This window comes from Virgibacillus proomii, from assembly GCF_900162615.1.
GTDB lineage: Bacteria > Bacillota > Bacilli > Bacillales > Amphibacillaceae > Virgibacillus > Virgibacillus proomii.
On the sequence record NZ_FUFN01000008.1, the window covers coordinates 1 to 17,723 of the forward strand.

The window sequence follows — 17,723 nt, forward strand, 5'->3', positions numbered from 1 at the left end:
TTCTTAGCTTCTCTCAAGATCTCTCTTGAGTTATTTCTTAGAAAAACAGAGACTGCTTTTCTTGACATACTGGTTGTTTTGTTCAGTTTTCAAAGAGCAAATATATAAAACCAACCGATTGATTATAAACACTAAAACTAAATTTGTCAAATTTATAATCAATCTATTTGCCGCGTTACAGTTAGAAATTACCTTTCCTCTAACGCGGATTATTATTATATCACCCAATAAACAAGCTGTCAACACTCTTAATGTAAAATTATTAAACAAAATAACAATCAATAACCAATGACAGCAAAAACTATAATAACGTTTATAAATAAAAAAGTCAACATTATTTTAGCTATTCTCACAAAAAAATTAGTTTAATGGCTTTTTCCATGCATCCAATAATTTCTAAATATAGAAAGAACGGATAAAACTCTAAATAAATGACGGATAATTGATGTTATTCCAACACAAGCTAAGTTAAAAGCAATGTGATGGAGTGATGTCCAGTGAAGCATAATAATTATATGTATTTAAGCTTCTTTTTGTTACTAATATTTCCACTTCAAGTTCAAGCAACTGAAGTGAAGCCCATATTAATTGAAACATACGAAGCAGACATAACAAGTGATGGAAATAATGAAAAAATTGAATTAAAAGGTGTGCTTTTTTCTCCAGATTCAAAGTTTTATCAGCAACTATGGGCAGAAATTTCCTATCAGAAAAAAGAAAAGTGGAAAATTTATTATCCTGGGGGATACGACCCAACTTTACAATTTATCGATCTTAATCACGATAATAAAACTGATATTTTCTACCAAAGCGCTACTGGAGGAAGTGGCGGTCTTTATAATTACCAATTAAATACAATTATAAATGATACGGTTCAAGAAATAGAACTTCCTGAGCAAATGTATTTAAGTGGTGTATTTAAGGATAATTTTAAAATTGAATTAAAACTGACAGCTACGAGTAAACCGATAATAATTGACGTAAAAAATCGAACAGAAGATTATGTACGATTAGGTATATATGATCAACAAGGGGAACTGCTTTCTAAAAACAAAACAGTTATGATTGACCCAATCGCTTTTTTTGAACCATTGATAGTAAACGAGACTAAAGGGTACGGACTCAAGAGCTATCAACAAATTAGCGGTGCTTATCACGCCGATAGATTAGGGACAGTTGAAACAGTATGGTATTTTGAAAATGACAATTGGATAATTTTGCAAACAAAGTGGGTGCCTGCCTAAACTCTTCATCGCTTCTGACTAAAATAAGTAAGTTTAGAAAAGAATTTATTCCGTTTCCTCTTTCACCCTAACTTACATCATAAAAACACAAGCGGAGAATAATGAATTTATTCTCCGCTTGTGTTTTTTCAGATTACAATCTCAGAATTGCAGTTAATTTGCTACAACATTGACTAACTTACCCGGGATAACAATCACTTTTCGAATTGTTTTTCCAGCAGTTAGCTCTTTTATCTTTTCATTCTCTAGCGCTTTTTTTTCTAATTCTTCTTTTGTAATATCTTTAGAAACAAGAAGTTTAGCTCGAACTTTCCCCATAATTTGCACAACTATTTCAATTTCATCTTCAACAAGCTTCGTTTCATCATAAGTTGGCCATGGCTCATAAGTGATAGTATTTGAATGACCCATAATTCCCCAAAGTTCCTCAGAAATATGCGGAGCAATTGGAGAAAGTAATTTAATAAAACCTTCTATATAGGATTTTGGAAGTTTTTCTGCTTTATAACATTCATTAATAAATACCATCATTTGTGAAATAGCTGTATTAAAATGCAAGTTATCAAAATCCTCAGTTACTTTTTTTACAGTTTCATGATAAACCTTATCTAAAGTATGATCATTTTCTTCTGCAATCTTATTGGACAACTCGCCTTTTTCATTCACCATTAGACGCCACACACGATCTAAAAAGCGTCTAGACCCATCAAGTCCTTTTTCCGACCATGCAATGGAAGCATCTAGCGGCCCCATAAACATTTCATAAAGCCGTAGTGTATCTGCACCGTGTGATTCCAAAACATCATCTGGATTTACGACGTTTCCTTTTGACTTACTCATTTTTTCATTGCCTTTTCCAAGAATCATTCCTTGGTTAAATAATTTCATAAATGGTTCTTTTGTTGAAACAACTCCAATGTCATATAAGAACTTGTGCCAAAAGCGTGCGTATAATAAATGAAGAACGGCGTGCTCTGCACCACCAATGTAAAGATCTACCGGCAACCACTTTTCTAGTGCCTTCGGGTCAGCAATTTTATCTGGATTATTCGGATCAATATATCGTAAATAATACCAACAGCTTCCCGCCCATTGAGGCATGGTGTTTGTCTCTCTTCTACCTTTTTTGCCTGTTTTTGGATCTATTACATTTACCCATTCCTCACAGTTTGCTAATGGAGATTCACCAGTGCCCGACGGCTTAATATTATCCATCTCAGGTAGTTTTAATGGTAGTTCTTCTTCTGGAACAGTAGTCATTGTCCCATCTTCCCAATGAATAATTGGAATTGGTTCTCCCCAATAGCGTTGACGTGCAAATAACCAATCACGAAGTCGGTATGTTACCTTTTTTGTACCTTTTCCGTTTTCCTCTAACCATTCGATCATACGGGTAATAGCAGTATCTTTATTCAATCCGTTTAAGAAATCAGAATGAACCAGCTTTCCATCACCCGTATACGCTTCTTTAGAGATATCTCCTCCAGAAACTACTTCAACAATTGGCAAATTAAACGTAGTAGCAAATTCATAATCTCGTTCATCATGTGCAGGAACCGCCATAATTGCCCCTGTTCCATAGCTCATTAATACATAATCAGCAATCCAGATTGGTATTTTTGCTCCATTAGCAGGGTTTATCGCGTACGCACCTGTAAAGACACCGGTTTTATCTTTAGCTAAATCAGTTCTTTCAAGATCTGACTTCGTTTCAATCGTATGAATATATTGATCTACAGCTTCTTTCTGCTCAGCTGTAACAATTTTTTTAACCAGTGGATGCTCTGGTGCTAACACTGCATAAGTAGCGCCAAACAGCGTATCTGGTCTTGTTGTAAACACTGTAAATTCCTCATCTATGGAATCAATCGCAAAACGAACCTCGGCACCTTCTGATCGCCCTATCCAATTTCGTTGCATTTCTTTTAAGCTTTCTGGCCAATCTAATTCTTCTAAATCCTCTAATAACCTATCTGCATAAGCGGTTATTCGTAGCATCCACTGCTTCATTGGCTTGCGAATCACAGGATGACCGCCTCGCTCACTTTTCCCGTCAATTACTTCTTCATTAGCAAGTACCGTTCCTAATGCTGGACACCAGTTCACAGCAACTTCATCCATATAAGCTAACCCATGTTCATATAACTTAATAAAAATCCATTGTGTCCATTTATAATAATTAGGATCCATCGTACTTAATTCTCTGTCCCAATCATACGAAAATCCAAGTGCTTGTATTTGCCGTTTAAAAACAGCTATATTCTTTTTCGTAAAATCTTCCGGACTATTTCCGGTATCTAACGCATATTGTTCCGCCGGAAGACCAAATGCATCCCATCCCATCGGGTGCAGGACTTCATATCCCTGCATTCGTTTCATTCTGGAAATAATATCTGTAGCAGTATAACCTTCCGGATGTCCGACATGTAGTCCAGCTCCAGATGGATAAGGAAACATATCTAAAGCATACATTTTTTTCTTATTGGAGTACGTATTTGTTTTAAATGTTTTATTTTCCAGCCAATGCTGTTGCCATTTCTTTTCAATTTGCTGATGATGAAAGCTCATTTTTCTTCCTCCTTTAATTATAACGACGATAATTACTATCGTTGATAGCAGTTCATCTTTTATTACCTTCTAAATAAGTCATAGTAGAGACAAAGTCAAAAAGACAACTAGGTAGTAACGTATAGACTATCAAGTTTTGCACAACATCGAAATTTTTTCCTACAACTTAAAAATTTTGTAAACGTTGCTAAAGCAACTTCTGTTTTTGCCAACATGAAAAGAGCTCCGTTAGTGATGTACAAACAGAAGAACTTCTGAAGCGATAAAGTGAAACTTCATTTCATGAAACGTTTTCCCAAGGAATGCTAGTATCGCAAGGGTATGACCTAAAGGGCCCCTGAACCAATCGGGTATTTAAAAGCCGTCTAAAACAGGGGTATGCCTACGTCTAAAGCAATAAGCCCTTTTTTTGTCGCCCTTCCCTTAGATTCAAGGGGATGTTGACTTTCATAGAAAAAAGACCGAAGTTTGCTAGTCGATCTTTAAGCTTTGTTAGACAAAGTTACTTTAAATAAGATATCGCCATGTAAAAACGGATGTCGTTTTCTAGAAAATAAAAAAAAGCAACCCACCCCTCACAAAAGGGACGAGAAGCTTTTCCCGCGGTACCACCCAGCTTAATGCATCATTAGCATTCACTTCATATCCGTAACGTGGATAGACGACAGAAGCTACATATCACCTCTGTAACGACTAAGGCGAGTTCATAAATATACAAGGACAGTTTTCACCAACCACTGTCTCTCTTTTCTTGCATGGATTTACTACTACTCCTTAGTATTGTCGTTATCATATATGGTATTATATCGAATTTTAATGAATTAGAATCGCTTTGTCAAGACAATCCACTACGCAATCTGATAAAATAAGACATAATCACTATGGAAAAGGAGTATACCATGTTACACGGAATTCTGCATTACGCACACTACTTATTGGAAGCTACACTTGAAAAAAACGAAACTGTTATTGATGCAACTTGTGGAAACGGGAACGATACCCTTTTTTTAAGTAATGTTGTTGGTGATAATGGTCATGTGTTTGCTTTTGACATCCAAACAGAAGCTATCCAAGCAACCCGACAAAAGTTAATAGAAAATGGGAAGACGAATGTCACTGTCATTCATGATAGTCATGCAAATTTGAAAAAATATCTACCTTCAAATGACATATTACTAGGTGGAGCAGTATTTAATCTCGGCTATTTACCAAGAAGCGATAAAACGGTTATTACTAAAGCTGAATCAACGATTAAAGCGATAGATACCATTTTACACTTTCTAAAACCAAATGGCATAATAGTTTTAGTTGTTTATCACGGACATAAGGGCGGTAAAGAAGAAAAAAAAGCTATTTTAAAACATGTAATAAGGTTAAATCAGCGTCGATACCATGTCTTGCAATATGGCTTTATTAATCAAAAAAACAATCCTCCATTCATTATCGCTATTCAAAAAAGAGCCTAGACTAAGTATGTATATTAATGAAAGAATAATTTGGAATGATCACCTAACATGACAATTTGGTATGGTTAAAATAGTAAGTAGCTAATTAAATTAGGTCCTTACTTTCTCTTAAGAAATGTCCAAAAAACTTACAAGTATGTTTCCAGTCTTTCCAATTAAGAGACACTTCCTGTTTTTCCACTCGAACCTGTATCCACTACTTACGGTTTGTTTTACCTAGTTTGCACAGTAGGCAATAGTCTCGGCCCAGAAGCTTGGCTATTGCCTACTGTTAGTTACTAAAGCTTTCCTCAAAAGTTAATTCCCCTTGTGTACATCAATAAAACAGTATCTGTTTTACAATTTTTATTGTCTGTTCACAAAAAATACATAATACTATTACATCAACCTTGTAAACGTTTCATTGTTATAGTACAGCGTTTACACTAAAATTAACTTGCTCAATACTTCACAAACTTAATATAGAAATTTATTAAAAGACGATATATAATGAAATTGTAAAGAGATTGATCAATACTTCACAAACTTTTAAAGGAGGCTTTATCATGACTACTAAAACAAAAGTAAGTTCCCCAAAGGAGCAAGTTTCTCATACAATCGATCAACTAGTAGTTAACGCAGAGCGTGCTTTAGATGAATTCAAAAAATTAGACCAACAAGCAATTGATGCGATTGTTAAGGAAATGGCTTTGGCTGGAATTGATAAACATATGGAATTAGCAAAGTTAGCGATTGAAGAAACTGGTCGCGGAGTCTTTGAGGATAAAGTAATCAAAAATATTTTCGCAACTGAATATATTTATCATAACATAAAATATGATAAAACGGTTGGCATTATTAATGAAAACGAATTGGAAGGTGTTGAAGAGTATGCTGAACCAGCAGGAGTTGTCTGTGGTATAACACCTGTTACTAATCCAACATCGACAACCATGTTCAAATCATTAATTTCAATTAAGACTAGAAATCCAATTATTTTTGCCTTTCATCCATCCGCGCAAAAAAGTAGTAGTTATGCAGCAAAAATTCTGCTGGATGCTGCAGTAAAAGCTGGTGCACCGAAAAATTGTATTCAATGGATAGAAACTCCTTCTATTGACGCAACAAAAACGCTAATGAATCATCCTGGTGTATCATTAATCCTTGCAACTGGTGGAGCAGGAATGGTGAAATCTGCCTATAGTTCTGGAAAACCTGCACTCGGCGTTGGGCCTGGAAACGTACCATGCTATATTGAAAAAACAGCTATGATTAAACGTGCTGTGAACGATCTTATTCTTTCTAAAACTTTTGATAATGGTATGATTTGTGCGTCCGAACAAGCAGTAATCATTGATAAAGAAATCTATGATACGGTTAAACAAGAACTTATAACAAATAGATGTCACTTTTTAACGAATGACGAAATTAAGAAAGTTGGAAAGCTCGTAATCAATCCAACAACATGTGCTGTTAATCCAGATATTGTAGGAAAACCTGCATATGAAATCGCCAAAATGGCAGGAGTAAATGTAGAAAAAAATACGAAGATTCTTATTGCTGAACTCGAAGGCGTTGGTCCTGAATTTCCGCTATCCAGAGAAAAGTTAAGTCCTGTCCTGGCTTGTTACAAGGTAAATTCCACGGAAGAAGGAATAAAAAGGGCGGAAGAAATGCTACATTTTGGTGGATTAGGACATTCTGCAGTGATTCATTCAACCGATGATGACATCATAGAAAAATATTCACATCGTATGAAAGCGGGAAGAATCATTGTAAACTCTCCTTCTTCTCAAGGAGCAATCGGCGATATTTATAATGCTCACATGCCTTCTCTGACTTTAGGGTGTGGAACATATGGAGGTAACTCTGTCTCTACGAATGTTGGCACCATAAACCTGATAAACATTAAAAAAACAGCACGGAGGAAAAATAATATGCAATGGTTTAAGCTACCTCCTAAAATTTATTTTGAAAGAAATGCAATTCAATATTTAGAAAAAATGCCGGATATATCAAAAGCTTTTATTGTCACCGATCCAGTTATGGTTAAGCTTGGCTATGTAGATAAAGCACTGTATTATTTACGGAAGCGCCCTGATTACGTGCATTGTGAAATTTTCTCTGATGTCGAAGCAGATCCATCGATTGATACCATCCAAAAAGGTACAGAAATGATGCGCCAATTTAAGCCTGATGTGATAATTGCTCTTGGTGGCGGTTCACCTATGGATGCGGCTAAAGCAATGTGGCTATTTTATGAGTATCCGGAAGTCGATTTCCATGAATTAAAACAAAAATTTATGGACATTCGCAAGCGAATTGTTAAATATCCAAAATTAGGAAAGCTAGCAAAATTTGTTGCCGTGCCAACTACATCTGGAACAGGATCAGAAGTTACTTCTTTCACAGTTATTACCGATAAAAAAGCCAATATGAAATATCCATTAGCCGATTATGAATTAACACCAGATGTAGCAATAGTAGATCCGCAATTTGTTATGTCTGTACCAAAACAAGTAACTGCTGATACAGGGATGGACGTTTTAACACATGCGATTGAAGCGTATGTGTCTAATATGGCAAATGACTATACGGATGGTTTAGCCATAAAAGCAATCCAATTAGTATTTGAATATTTACCAAAAGCATATCATAATGGAAATGATGCTTTAGCAAGAGAAAAAATGCATAATGCATCTACAATTGCAGGAATGGCATTTTCCAACGCGTTTTTAGGTATTAACCATTCCCTCGCCCATAAATTAGGTGCTGCATTTAATATTGCACATGGCCGAGCAAATACGATTCTACTTCCACATGTTATTCGCTACAATGCACAAAAACCGGAAAAATTCGTCTCATTTCCGAAGTATGAATATTTTATTGCTGACAAGCGCTATGCAGAAATTGCAGCTACGTTGAATCTTCCGGCAAGAACAGTAGAGGAAGGTGTTGAAAGCTTAGTACAAGCTATCATTAAACTTGCAAAGGAATTAAATATTCCAATGAGCATGAAAGATGCAGGAATAAATGAACAAGAATTTGAAGCACAAGTAGATGAACTTGCTGAATTAGCTTTCGAAGATCAATGTACAACGGCAAATCCAAAACTTCCATTAGTTACGGAATTAGCCGAAATTTATCGAAAAGCATATAAAGGAGTTTAGCTGTTCGATTATAATCAAATCATTCAAACTAGCACGGAATAAAACTCTATCATTAAATAAAAAACGTTCTTTACTTCGTTTTCTATCTCCACACGGTATTAGCCTACCCGTGAACGGAAGAAACGTTAGCCGACCGCTCTTACTCTTACTTATGGGTATGGGCGGTCTTTTGACGGAAAAATCGCTTCATAAAATAATATACTCTTGTATTCCAATGAAAAAATAGTGCCGCTCTGTCTCCCTTTTCAAAAAACATCCTCTTGACTGCTCTTGAGTCATTTAGCTGCTTTACTTTTTTATCCCCTAAATATAACCCAATTAATCCTTGAATAACCATCTGGTGAAAATAATGGTTTGGCAAAGATTCTGTATATAAGTTTGCTTGCTTATAAAAATAGTGTAAACGTTCATGTTTTGTTGACGTATCTGCATAATAAGAACAAAAATTCAAATCTTTCTCTTTCACATCTTCTTGTTGATCAATATAATAATCAAGCAAGATATGCAACCCTTGTACATAAGGAAAATAACTAGTAACGATTTGGTTAGCGAATTTACGATACAACCTCCCTGCCAATCCATAGGAAATTAAGCAGTAAATTCCTAAAGTCGATCCCGTTGCTGCGGAAAACTCATACCATTGTAATGGATAAATATTATTTTCCCTAGACCAGGTGGTTAATCGCAGCACCCGTTCTTCTGGAATAACATGCTTATGAACTTGCAAATCACGATACAATTCGGCCAGCCATAAAGCTTGTTCTTGAAAAGTTGGTATATCATCTAATAATATCACAACTTCTTTACAAGTCTTTACAAGTTCTAATAGATAACCATTATCCTGTTTATGAGGAAAAAATGCATAATAGTCTGTTGATTCCACTTTTCCGGATAATGCATCAGTCATTGCAGTATGTAATAGCTCAAATGATCTCGCTTCCATAGTAGTACTACGATCACATAAATTGTCCAGATAATCACTAATCGTTTGATAAGCAACAATAAAACGCACGCATTTCTTCCATCTATCTCCCGCTAAAAATGCATATACTGCTCCACCTTGACAATGGAAACGTTTTGCTGTAATACTAGCCAATGCTTGAGACCGTAATTCCTCATCAGGTATTTCATTTGCTCGTTTTTGCCAATAAGTCAATTCTTTTTTTACAGTAGGAAAAATCTTTCGATAAACTGCTATCATTAAAGAAGCAGGAGTACTTGGTACTTGATAGCTCAAAGTGTTGCCTCCGTTCTGTATCTAGCCACTATATTATCTGCTGTAAATATTATTTTAGCTTATTAAACGCAGTTAATCAAAACATCAAACCATTGGTACACAAGGGGATGTACGTTTTTATCATACATTTTTTGCAAATTACGCTATTCGAAACTTAACTTTTGAGATGTTTTAGTCAAATTTTTATTCTCCTGTGTAAACGACCGCACCCTAAAAACTGCTTAAATTAATCATTGAAATATATATCTCCTAGGCATCAAAGAATCTCTGCTTATGCTTCAAGAATTCGAAAGCAAGCCATTTCATCATTTACTAAATAAACTGTTCCGTATAGGGAGTATTTCATCTGAAGATGGTCACAATAAAAAATAAATCATGAAAGGCTGATAAAATGATTTATATCTATAATGATTATGGTGGAACTCATACGACATCGTTAGCGGCTGCTTATCACTTAAAAAAACTACCGACTAATAGAACACTTACAAAAGATGAAATTATAAATGTTGATTATTTTAATAAATTAACGAAAGAAGATTTGGCAAATTTATTTTTCACGAAATAGATGAAGATGGGAATCCAGTCTATACAATTGGAAGAAAAAATAATCATTTAGTAGTACCAGCTTTAAAAAATTTAATCGAACTTATCCGAGAAAAAAATGAAGTTAAAGAGAAAATAATCTTTTCTAATACTTCATCAACAGTTCCTTTTGCCATGACAATTGGAGGATTTTTCTCCAGAGGATTAAAAATAGATTTTATCGGTGTTCCTTTACTTATCTTAGGTGCTAAACAATGTGGCAAGCGTATTAATCAATTGGTGGAACATACAAAAAAACAGCAACATCTTCAAATAAACAAGTTCTCGTTCTATAAAATAAATTCATTTAAATGAATTGCTCTAAGTAGAGATAACATTAACCGAATCCAATAAATGACCCTTTTTTTGCAAACAAGATTTTAAATAAAGGAATTGATCAACATGGATTTTCCCGTTATTCATACTAATTTTTGGGATGGCGTTATTGCTGTACCTATAATTGTAATTCTAACACAGTGCTTTAAATTACTTCCTATCCCCCGTCAATACTTCCCAACAATAGCAAGTATTCTGGGCTTTTTCATTTCTATATTTATAAGTCATCGTCATGACTTATGGGCAGGCATTTTTATGGGTCAGCAGCCGTCGGGACATATGCTGCATTAAAAACTAATTGGGTAGTTTTTAGAGAAAAATGGTTGAATAAAAAAGTCAGACAAGAATAAGAAACGTCTTCCTAATAGGTGAACAAGGATTGTTATATTATTTCAACTTTTGACACTTTCAACTATTTATCCGACTTCTTGAATGGAACATGACCTCTTATTGCTCTCTCATAAGGAATTTTAAATCACGATTTGGATACAATTCATCCAGAGTGATAGTCGCTTCTTTTCTAGCCTTTAGAGAGCCGCCTTCTAAAGTAAAATCTTTAAGTCCTTTTACATCTGTTTTCTAATGGCAATAATTTATACGGTTTAGAAGCATCCACTTTTACGCAAATTTTCTGAATCTGCTTTTCCAGCTTTTACTTACTTATAAATTTATCTCCAATAAAATTCTTACTGTATTCCTTCATTGTAAATAGTTGTGGACAGATTTCACCAAGTAGCTTCGATCCCATTCTAATAATCGGATTTGTAGAGCGACCTGCTGAAAGCCACTCTATATAGAACACGGGCATCTTTACCTTGACCAGTGCGGTTTTATTCTACGTTTAATTTTTCTAGGAAATAGTTCTTTTTAAAAGAGTTTCCACCAGTTAGCTTCGATGATTTTTCCGGATATCCTAACTTAGACTCCTCTTTCACTTCTTTAGCAGCCCTGAAGCTTAGAACCAAAGAAGAAAGAGCAACATCGGTTACATACATAATTCCTTCTTCTTCAATGGTATCAGTGAAAGACGTGGCAGATTCCGCTGCTTAGTTTTTAATGAATACTTCTTATAACTATGTAAATCTTTAGATAGACCTTTTAACCTAAAAACAAACTTATAATGCCCCTCCCGTAACTCGTTTCGACTTTATGAGGAAGGGTTTAACATGGAAAAAATAGTACACTAAGCTTTTATTGCCGTATATAAAATTAGTTAGTATTTGTCAAAAAAATTCCTAATAGGAAAGTATAAACCTTTGTATCTACGACTAGCGTAAATGGTATGGAGCATATCATAAAAGTTCTCCAAAAACTTTATAACTTCTACCTCCCTTCAGTATGCAGAACAGTTTGTTACTTCTAAAGTTGGTCTCCAGATTTATATAAAAGCTTCCACCTAAGGATGTTTTATTTAAACGTCCAAAAAAAAGACTATTTACTCAGGATAAGAGCCAACCCTACAAAATTATTCATGAATATAGTAAAGTAGACCGAAAATAAAGGAGGTAGGTTATATGTGGAGAAAATTTGATGAAGACGGAAATCAAGAATTTAGCTTTTCGAAGGCTAGAGCAGATGCTGATGCCGATGCAAGGTCTGATGTAGATTTCGACAGCGATATCCGTGTAGATAATGATAATGACAACGACAATGATAACGACCTAAAAAATAGAAATCGCAATATTAATATCGCCAAAGTCATTAGAAGTGGTAATTCTAATGTTGATGTTGATATTGATGAAAAAGAACGTGTTGATATTGATAAGGACCGTTAAAAAACACCATTAGTTACTATTAGTGGGGTGAAAAACATCCCACTATTTTCCTCGAAAGGAGAATTTGATTTGAAGAAGGCAAATGACAACTTACATGTACTAGACTTTAAAACTGATACTCGCTCCACGATTGGAAATAGCGGAAATTCAGATGTCGATGTAACTGTAAATATTGATACCACCCCTATTGCATACGCAATGTTATGTACACTTTTAGCAACTAGTCAAATTTCCTCAACTGAATTTAATGCTGCGGTTAGAAAATTAGAAGATTTTGCAAGTAGTGGTAAGTTCCCTTCGATAAAAGACATGAATGATTTATCACTAGTGAAACTAAACAAAAGACAATTAAGAAGGTAAAAAAACGCCTTCTTATTTTTATACCACGAACTACACATAAAAAATAAGATTAAATAACAGATCTTTCTGTTTTGTTCTGTGCAAGGTCTTTTCATGCTTATTTTTAAACTATTATAGATGTCAAACATTTTTCAACAGCAATGAAAAGAATTATTTTTCCTTTTACATTTTTAAGACAGAAAATACTCAAACCTTGTATAAGCCTTCAATAAGGTTCCATAGACGTAAGAAAAAGGGAGAGATAAAATAGCCCTAGCTCAAGACTAAACTGAACTAAGGCTGGACAATGCAGGGAGAGTTACCCTGTATAATTAATATTAAACAACAAATATAAATATTACTGTAAACGTATATGAATTGAAACTGTACCTCTTGAAGTTTCTTTTCATTCATAAGTTCATTCATTTCTTTGGCATCCTAAAACCATTATGTATTTTTTTACGCTGTTCTCCAAGACGTTTCTACATCATCTGGAGGATTTTCAGTAAGAGGGTAGTAAGCTTAATTTCGTTTCCTCAGACAATTCTCCGCCCAATTTCTTAAGATATCTATTTCATCTTTAATTGACTTTGACAGATTAAGTATAAAGACGATATCATTGTCAAAGCTTCCTTTTCTTATAATTTCTAATATTTTCGTACTAGTTACGTAAAGATCGCTTAAAAGCATTTCTTTTATTGCTCACTTGGGTAAGATGTTCAGGGAAGTTTTTCAAATATCCCTCACCCCTTTATATCCAGTAGCTTCCTCCAAAATGATATACTAATAGTAGCCATCATATTTTTTCAGGAGGATTTAAAATGATACAAGCATATAAAGGCATATTTCCAAAAATTCATGAGTCTGTATTTATTGCAGAAGACGCAACCATCATTGGTGATGTCACTATTGATGAACAAACGAGTATTTGGTTTAAAACAGTCATACGGGGAGATGTTGCGCCGGTCAGAATCGGTAAACGAATCAGCATTCAAGATTTATCCATGCTGCATCAAAGCCCGAACCTCCCGTTAATTATTGAAGATGATGTAACAGTTGGTCATCAAGTAACACTGCATTCAGCAGTTATTCGAGAAAAGGCGTTAATCGGGATGGGTTCTATCCTATTAGATGGTGCTGAAGTAGGAGAAAATGCATTTATTGGAGCCGGCAGCTTAGTACCGCCAGGAAAGAAAATACCAGCACACACATTAGCATTTGGGAGACCGGCTAAAGTGATAAGAAAGCTTACCGAAGCTGATTATAAGGAAATGGAACGGATTCGTAGATCATATGTTGAAAAAGGCGAAATCTACAAATGCCAACAAAAAGATCAAACGATGCCCTTGAATTAAAGAATAAATTACCGATATAAAGAGTACAGTAAGTAGGTAATAGGAGACGGGACAGATGAACATTATTTTATTTTGTCTTAGTTTAACACTATCAATATTCTTTTTATTTTTAAGTACAAAACAACAAGTATCATGGGTACGCAAGTCATTTATTGTTTACGGAGTAATTTTTTCGATAACTGCCATTTCTATATTATCTATTTTTATCGTTCAACATAAAAGTGCGTTTAAGCAGCTAGTTGAAGATACTATTCCAGTTAGTGAAAATAAACAGCATACACCAACAAACAAGCGCCTTTCTGAACATAAAATCAAAAACGAAGTTAAAATCGATGCTCCAAAAATTCAACAACTCCCGGAATTGCCAAGAGGGTGTGAAGTCACTAGTCTATCTATGCTCCTAAACCATTATGGTATTCAGGCCGACAAGATGGAACTAGCTAAAAAAGTTAAAAAAGATCCTACTCCCTATACTAAAAAGGGAGATGAGATTTTCTTCGGCAATCCTTATAACGGTTTTGTTGGTGATATGTACTCTTTTGACACGCCTGGGATGGGGGTTTACCACAAGCCTATTGCTGAACTCGCAACTAAATATGCTGGAAGTAAGGTACGAGATTTCACAGGTAGTAATTTTGACGTAATTATCGAAGAACTTAATAAACAACATCCTGTTTGGGTAATTATCAACACAACATATGATAAACTGCCGGAAAGTCAATTTACTACGTGGAATACAAAGTCAGGGAAAATTGACATCACGATGAAGCAGCACGCTGTTCTTATTACCGGCTATGATGAAAAGTACATTTATTTTAATGATCCGTTAAATTTTGCTGACAAAGCACCCATCGATAAATTTAAAGCAGCATGGATCCAAATGGGCAAACAGGCGATCACTATTTATTAAAGTGATCGCCTGCAAGATTAAGATTTAACTAATTGTTTTTCTACAGATGGTAACTTATTTATATCCATTTTTTTCTCCACAAAGTTTTGATGCCACAGCATAAACATTAGAACCGTCCAGATTTTTCTGCTGTAGTCCCCTTTTCCTTGACAATGGGCTTCTAATAATTCTAAAACATAATCCTTATATAGTAAATGATCGGTCTCACTTTCACGAATAAGTTGTTTTGCCCAGCCATTCAGTTCATTCTTTAGCCAATGTCGAATTGGAACAGGGAAACCCAACTTTTTACGATCGAGTACATGATCAGGAATAATGCCGCGAGCTGCTTCTCGAAGAATATTTTTCGTCGTACCGTTTGCTATCTTTAAGTCTACAGGGATCTCACTGGCAACACGAAATACCTCTTTATCTAAAAACGGAACACGGAGTTCAAGCGAATTCGCCATCGTTACTCGATCAGCTTTTAATAAAATGTCTCCACGCATCCATGTATGAATATCTACATATTGCATTTGATTTACAGCAGGATAATGACTTACCTGATCAAATAATTTGCTCGTTACTTGTTGATAGCTTATTTGCTTATTGTAACATTTTAAGAGGCTTTGTTTTTCATCCTCTTCAAACATTTTAGCATTTCCAATGTAACGTTCGCGTAGAGGCGTTGTCCCTCGTTCTAAGAAGCTTTTTCCCTTTACTCCTTCTGGTAATATCGCTGAGACTCTAGCTAATAAATCTTTTACTGGAGTTGGAATGGAATTAAATACCTTTAACGACTCAGGTTCACGATAAATATTATAGCCTCCAAACAACTCATCTGATCCTTCTCCAGATAAAACAACCGTCACATACTTACGAGCTTCTCTGGAAACAAAATAAAGTGGTACACAAGCTGGATCAGCTAAAGGATCGTCCATATGCCACATAATTGTTGGCAAACTTTCTACATATTCTTCAGGTGAAATCATGTAGGAAATATTTTCTACGTTTAATTTATCTGCTGTCTCTTTGGCAACGTCGATTTCCGAATATCCTTCCCGTTCAAAGCCGACAGAAAATGTTTTAATACCGGGGTTAAATTCTTTCGCTATGGATACAATCAATGTAGAATCTATACCTCCAGATAGAAATGAGCCAACTGGAACATCACTGCGCATATGAACTTTTACCGAATCATACATAACCTCTTGTATTTTTTTAATCCAGTCTTGTTTCTCTCGTAATACTGGTTGAAAGGTTGCATGCCAGTAACGAGTAAATTCAATTGGTTCGCCTGGCTTTTTCGTAAAATAATGACCAGGTTCTACTTTTTGAATCCCAACCGTCATCGTCATTGGTTCAGGTACGTATTGAAAACTTAAATATTGTTGTAAAGCTTCTTTATTTACTTCTTCTTTTTCCATCATTAAAGTTATACTCTTTTTCTCTGAGGCGAATACGATACCTTGATCATTTTCATGATAAAACAAAGGTTTAATTCCGAATGGGTCACGAGCACCATACAGTTTTTCCGCTTGTTTATCCCAAATTAAAATCGAGAACATTCCTCTTAAATATTGAAATGCACCCTCTTTAAGTTTAGCAAAAAGTGCCGCAATGACTTCTGTATCTGAATCTGTCTGGAATTCATAGCCCTCTTCCAACAACTTTTCACGTATTTCAATATAATTATAAATTTCACCATTGAATACAAGCCATATCCGTTCATCATTATAACTCAGAGGCTGAATTCCACTTTCAATATCAATAATACTTAATCTACGAAAGCCAAACGAAATATATGGATCAAAATAATACCCTTCATCATCTGGACCTCTATGTGTAATTAGATTATTTTGTTTTTTAAATGATTCCTTGTCTTCTTCTGTTCTTTCTGTTGGATAATCAAACATTATTCCAATAAAACCACACATTATGTCAACCTTCTCTCCTGATATAATAAGCACTTGTAATAATTATGAAATATTAAAGAAACATATCAGTCATATAATATCACACAACTTTTGGGAAATAAACGCGTAAAGTGCCCGTTTAAGCAAATCTAGACTATTTTCTTTATTCATTTTCTAAACAGTACGTAAGAAAAGCTACTGAAAAACATGTACCAAATTTATAATCACACCTATATTTATTCTCCATCACATACGAAAATCTGTCCGTTTTGCATACTTGTTTTTCACATAAAGTAAGGTTAAGATTTTTTAAACTTAACATAACCTATTGGGTATTGCAATATACAGATATAGAATTAATTTAGTTGCTATTTTAATCCTCTTATTAGAAAAACTTGGCTTATCGCCGAGTCTTTATGACGAAAGATATCATTTTTCTTATAAGATAAAGTGAAGCTTCATTCCGTGGAATGCTTTTTACACGGAATGTTAGTACCACAAGGGTATGACCTAAAGGCCCTTGAACCAATCGGGCATTTAGGTGCCGTTTTTCTTTTATGTTCACAATGCATAATAGATTTTAGAATTGAGGAAAGTACGGCACCTTACATGCGGGATAAAGCCTAAATTTTTATTCTTTCCTATAGGGTAAAAAAGACGCCTATTTATTAATTCACCTAATCTGATACACATTCGAATAGCTAATAATAGGTTATTCTCAGAAATTAAGTCAACAAGTCTGTAGCATTGTGCCCTGTAAGCAAAAAATTTTACAGACTAAATACATTTCTAGTCGCTTAACACTTCTTATTTCTTAACACATTAAAAAAGATATGAATTCCAGATTGAAACGGAATATCATATCTT

The 17,723-nt window shown here is 34.7% G+C and carries 10 protein-coding genes, 2 pseudogenes and 1 other annotated feature; of the genes and pseudogenes, 9 read left to right on the top strand and 3 right to left on the bottom strand.

Going from position 1 to position 17,723, the window contains the following annotated elements; genetic code table 11:
• Positions 1–497 precede the first annotated feature (497 nt).
• Complete coding sequence (locus BN1066_RS00985) at positions 498–1,244, top strand: hypothetical protein (protein ID WP_245799664.1); 747 nt, start codon at positions 498–500, stop codon at positions 1,242–1,244.
• Positions 1,245–1,397: 153 nt separating this feature from the next.
• Here the strand turns inward: BN1066_RS00985 and leuS are convergent, their stop codons facing one another.
• On the bottom strand, positions 1,398–3,812 hold the full coding sequence (gene leuS / locus BN1066_RS00990) for a leucine--tRNA ligase (RefSeq protein WP_077317651.1): 2,415 nt from the start codon (positions 3,810–3,812) through the stop codon (positions 1,398–1,400).
• A 579-nt stretch (positions 3,813–4,391) separates the two neighbouring features.
• Positions 4,392–4,602: a binding site (T-box leader), on the bottom strand.
• A gap of 109 nt (positions 4,603–4,711) precedes the next feature.
• Between leuS and mnmM the strand changes: the two genes are divergently transcribed.
• Positions 4,712–5,278 (top strand): tRNA 5-(aminomethyl)-2-thiouridylate-methyltransferase MnmM, encoded by a 567-nt coding sequence (gene mnmM / locus BN1066_RS00995; RefSeq protein ID WP_077317653.1) that lies wholly within the window; start codon positions 4,712–4,714, stop codon positions 5,276–5,278.
• Between the two features lie 545 nt (positions 5,279–5,823).
• A complete protein-coding gene (gene adhE, locus BN1066_RS01000; protein ID WP_077317655.1) occupies positions 5,824–8,427 on the top strand; it encodes a bifunctional acetaldehyde-CoA/alcohol dehydrogenase in 2,604 nt (867 codons plus the stop codon).
• Positions 8,428–8,572: 145 nt separating this feature from the next.
• Here adhE and BN1066_RS01005 read toward each other — a convergent pair whose 3' ends face one another.
• A complete protein-coding gene (locus BN1066_RS01005; RefSeq protein ID WP_077317657.1) occupies positions 8,573–9,664 on the bottom strand; it encodes a tetraprenyl-beta-curcumene synthase family protein in 1,092 nt (363 codons plus the stop codon).
• A gap of 391 nt (positions 9,665–10,055) precedes the next feature.
• Between BN1066_RS01005 and BN1066_RS01010 the strand changes: the two are divergent.
• The 6 genes and pseudogenes from BN1066_RS01010 to BN1066_RS01035 all read left to right on the top strand — a co-directional run bounded on the left by BN1066_RS01010 (position 10,056) and on the right by BN1066_RS01035 (position 14,961).
• A pseudogene (locus BN1066_RS01010) lies at positions 10,056–10,561 on the top strand (DUF3189 family protein).
• A gap of 87 nt (positions 10,562–10,648) precedes the next feature.
• A pseudogene (locus BN1066_RS20505) lies at positions 10,649–10,932 on the top strand (hypothetical protein).
• A 1,164-nt stretch (positions 10,933–12,096) separates the two neighbouring features.
• The gene (locus tag BN1066_RS01020; RefSeq protein ID WP_179104257.1) at positions 12,097–12,357 is read left to right on the top strand and encodes a hypothetical protein; all 261 of its coding nucleotides are present in this window, start codon (positions 12,097–12,099) and stop codon (positions 12,355–12,357) included.
• Between the two features lie 69 nt (positions 12,358–12,426).
• The gene (locus BN1066_RS01025) at positions 12,427–12,717 is read left to right on the top strand and encodes a hypothetical protein (RefSeq protein WP_077317659.1); all 291 of its coding nucleotides are present in this window, start codon (positions 12,427–12,429) and stop codon (positions 12,715–12,717) included.
• Positions 12,718–13,517: 800 nt separating this feature from the next.
• Complete coding sequence (locus BN1066_RS01030; RefSeq protein ID WP_077317660.1) at positions 13,518–14,051, top strand: gamma carbonic anhydrase; 534 nt, start codon at positions 13,518–13,520, stop codon at positions 14,049–14,051.
• A 55-nt stretch (positions 14,052–14,106) separates the two neighbouring features.
• Positions 14,107–14,961, top strand: a complete 855-nt coding sequence (locus BN1066_RS01035) for a C39 family peptidase (protein ID WP_077317662.1) — start codon at positions 14,107–14,109, stop codon at positions 14,959–14,961.
• 17 nt (positions 14,962–14,978) lie between these two features.
• Here BN1066_RS01035 and asnB read toward each other — a convergent pair whose 3' ends face one another.
• Positions 14,979–16,877, bottom strand: a complete 1,899-nt coding sequence (asnB, locus tag BN1066_RS01040) for an asparagine synthase (glutamine-hydrolyzing) (RefSeq protein WP_077317664.1) — start codon at positions 16,875–16,877, stop codon at positions 14,979–14,981.
• Positions 16,878–17,723: the final 846 nt, after the last annotated feature.

Excerpts from the sequence above, each read along its gene's own strand:
- leuS (WP_077317651.1), bottom strand. The coding sequence starts at position 3,812 with ATGAGCTTTCATCATCAGCAAATTGAAAAGAAATGGCAACAGCATTGG.
- mnmM (WP_077317653.1), top strand. The coding sequence starts at position 4,712 with ATGTTACACGGAATTCTGCATTACGCACACTACTTATTGGAAGCTACA.
- adhE (WP_077317655.1), top strand. The coding sequence starts at position 5,824 with ATGACTACTAAAACAAAAGTAAGTTCCCCAAAGGAGCAAGTTTCTCAT.
- BN1066_RS01020 (WP_179104257.1), top strand. The coding sequence starts at position 12,097 with ATGTGGAGAAAATTTGATGAAGACGGAAATCAAGAATTTAGCTTTTCG.
- BN1066_RS01030 (WP_077317660.1), top strand. The coding sequence starts at position 13,518 with ATGATACAAGCATATAAAGGCATATTTCCAAAAATTCATGAGTCTGTA.
- BN1066_RS01035 (WP_077317662.1), top strand. The coding sequence starts at position 14,107 with ATGAACATTATTTTATTTTGTCTTAGTTTAACACTATCAATATTCTTT.
- asnB (WP_077317664.1), bottom strand. The coding sequence starts at position 16,877 with ATGTGTGGTTTTATTGGAATAATGTTTGATTATCCAACAGAAAGAACA.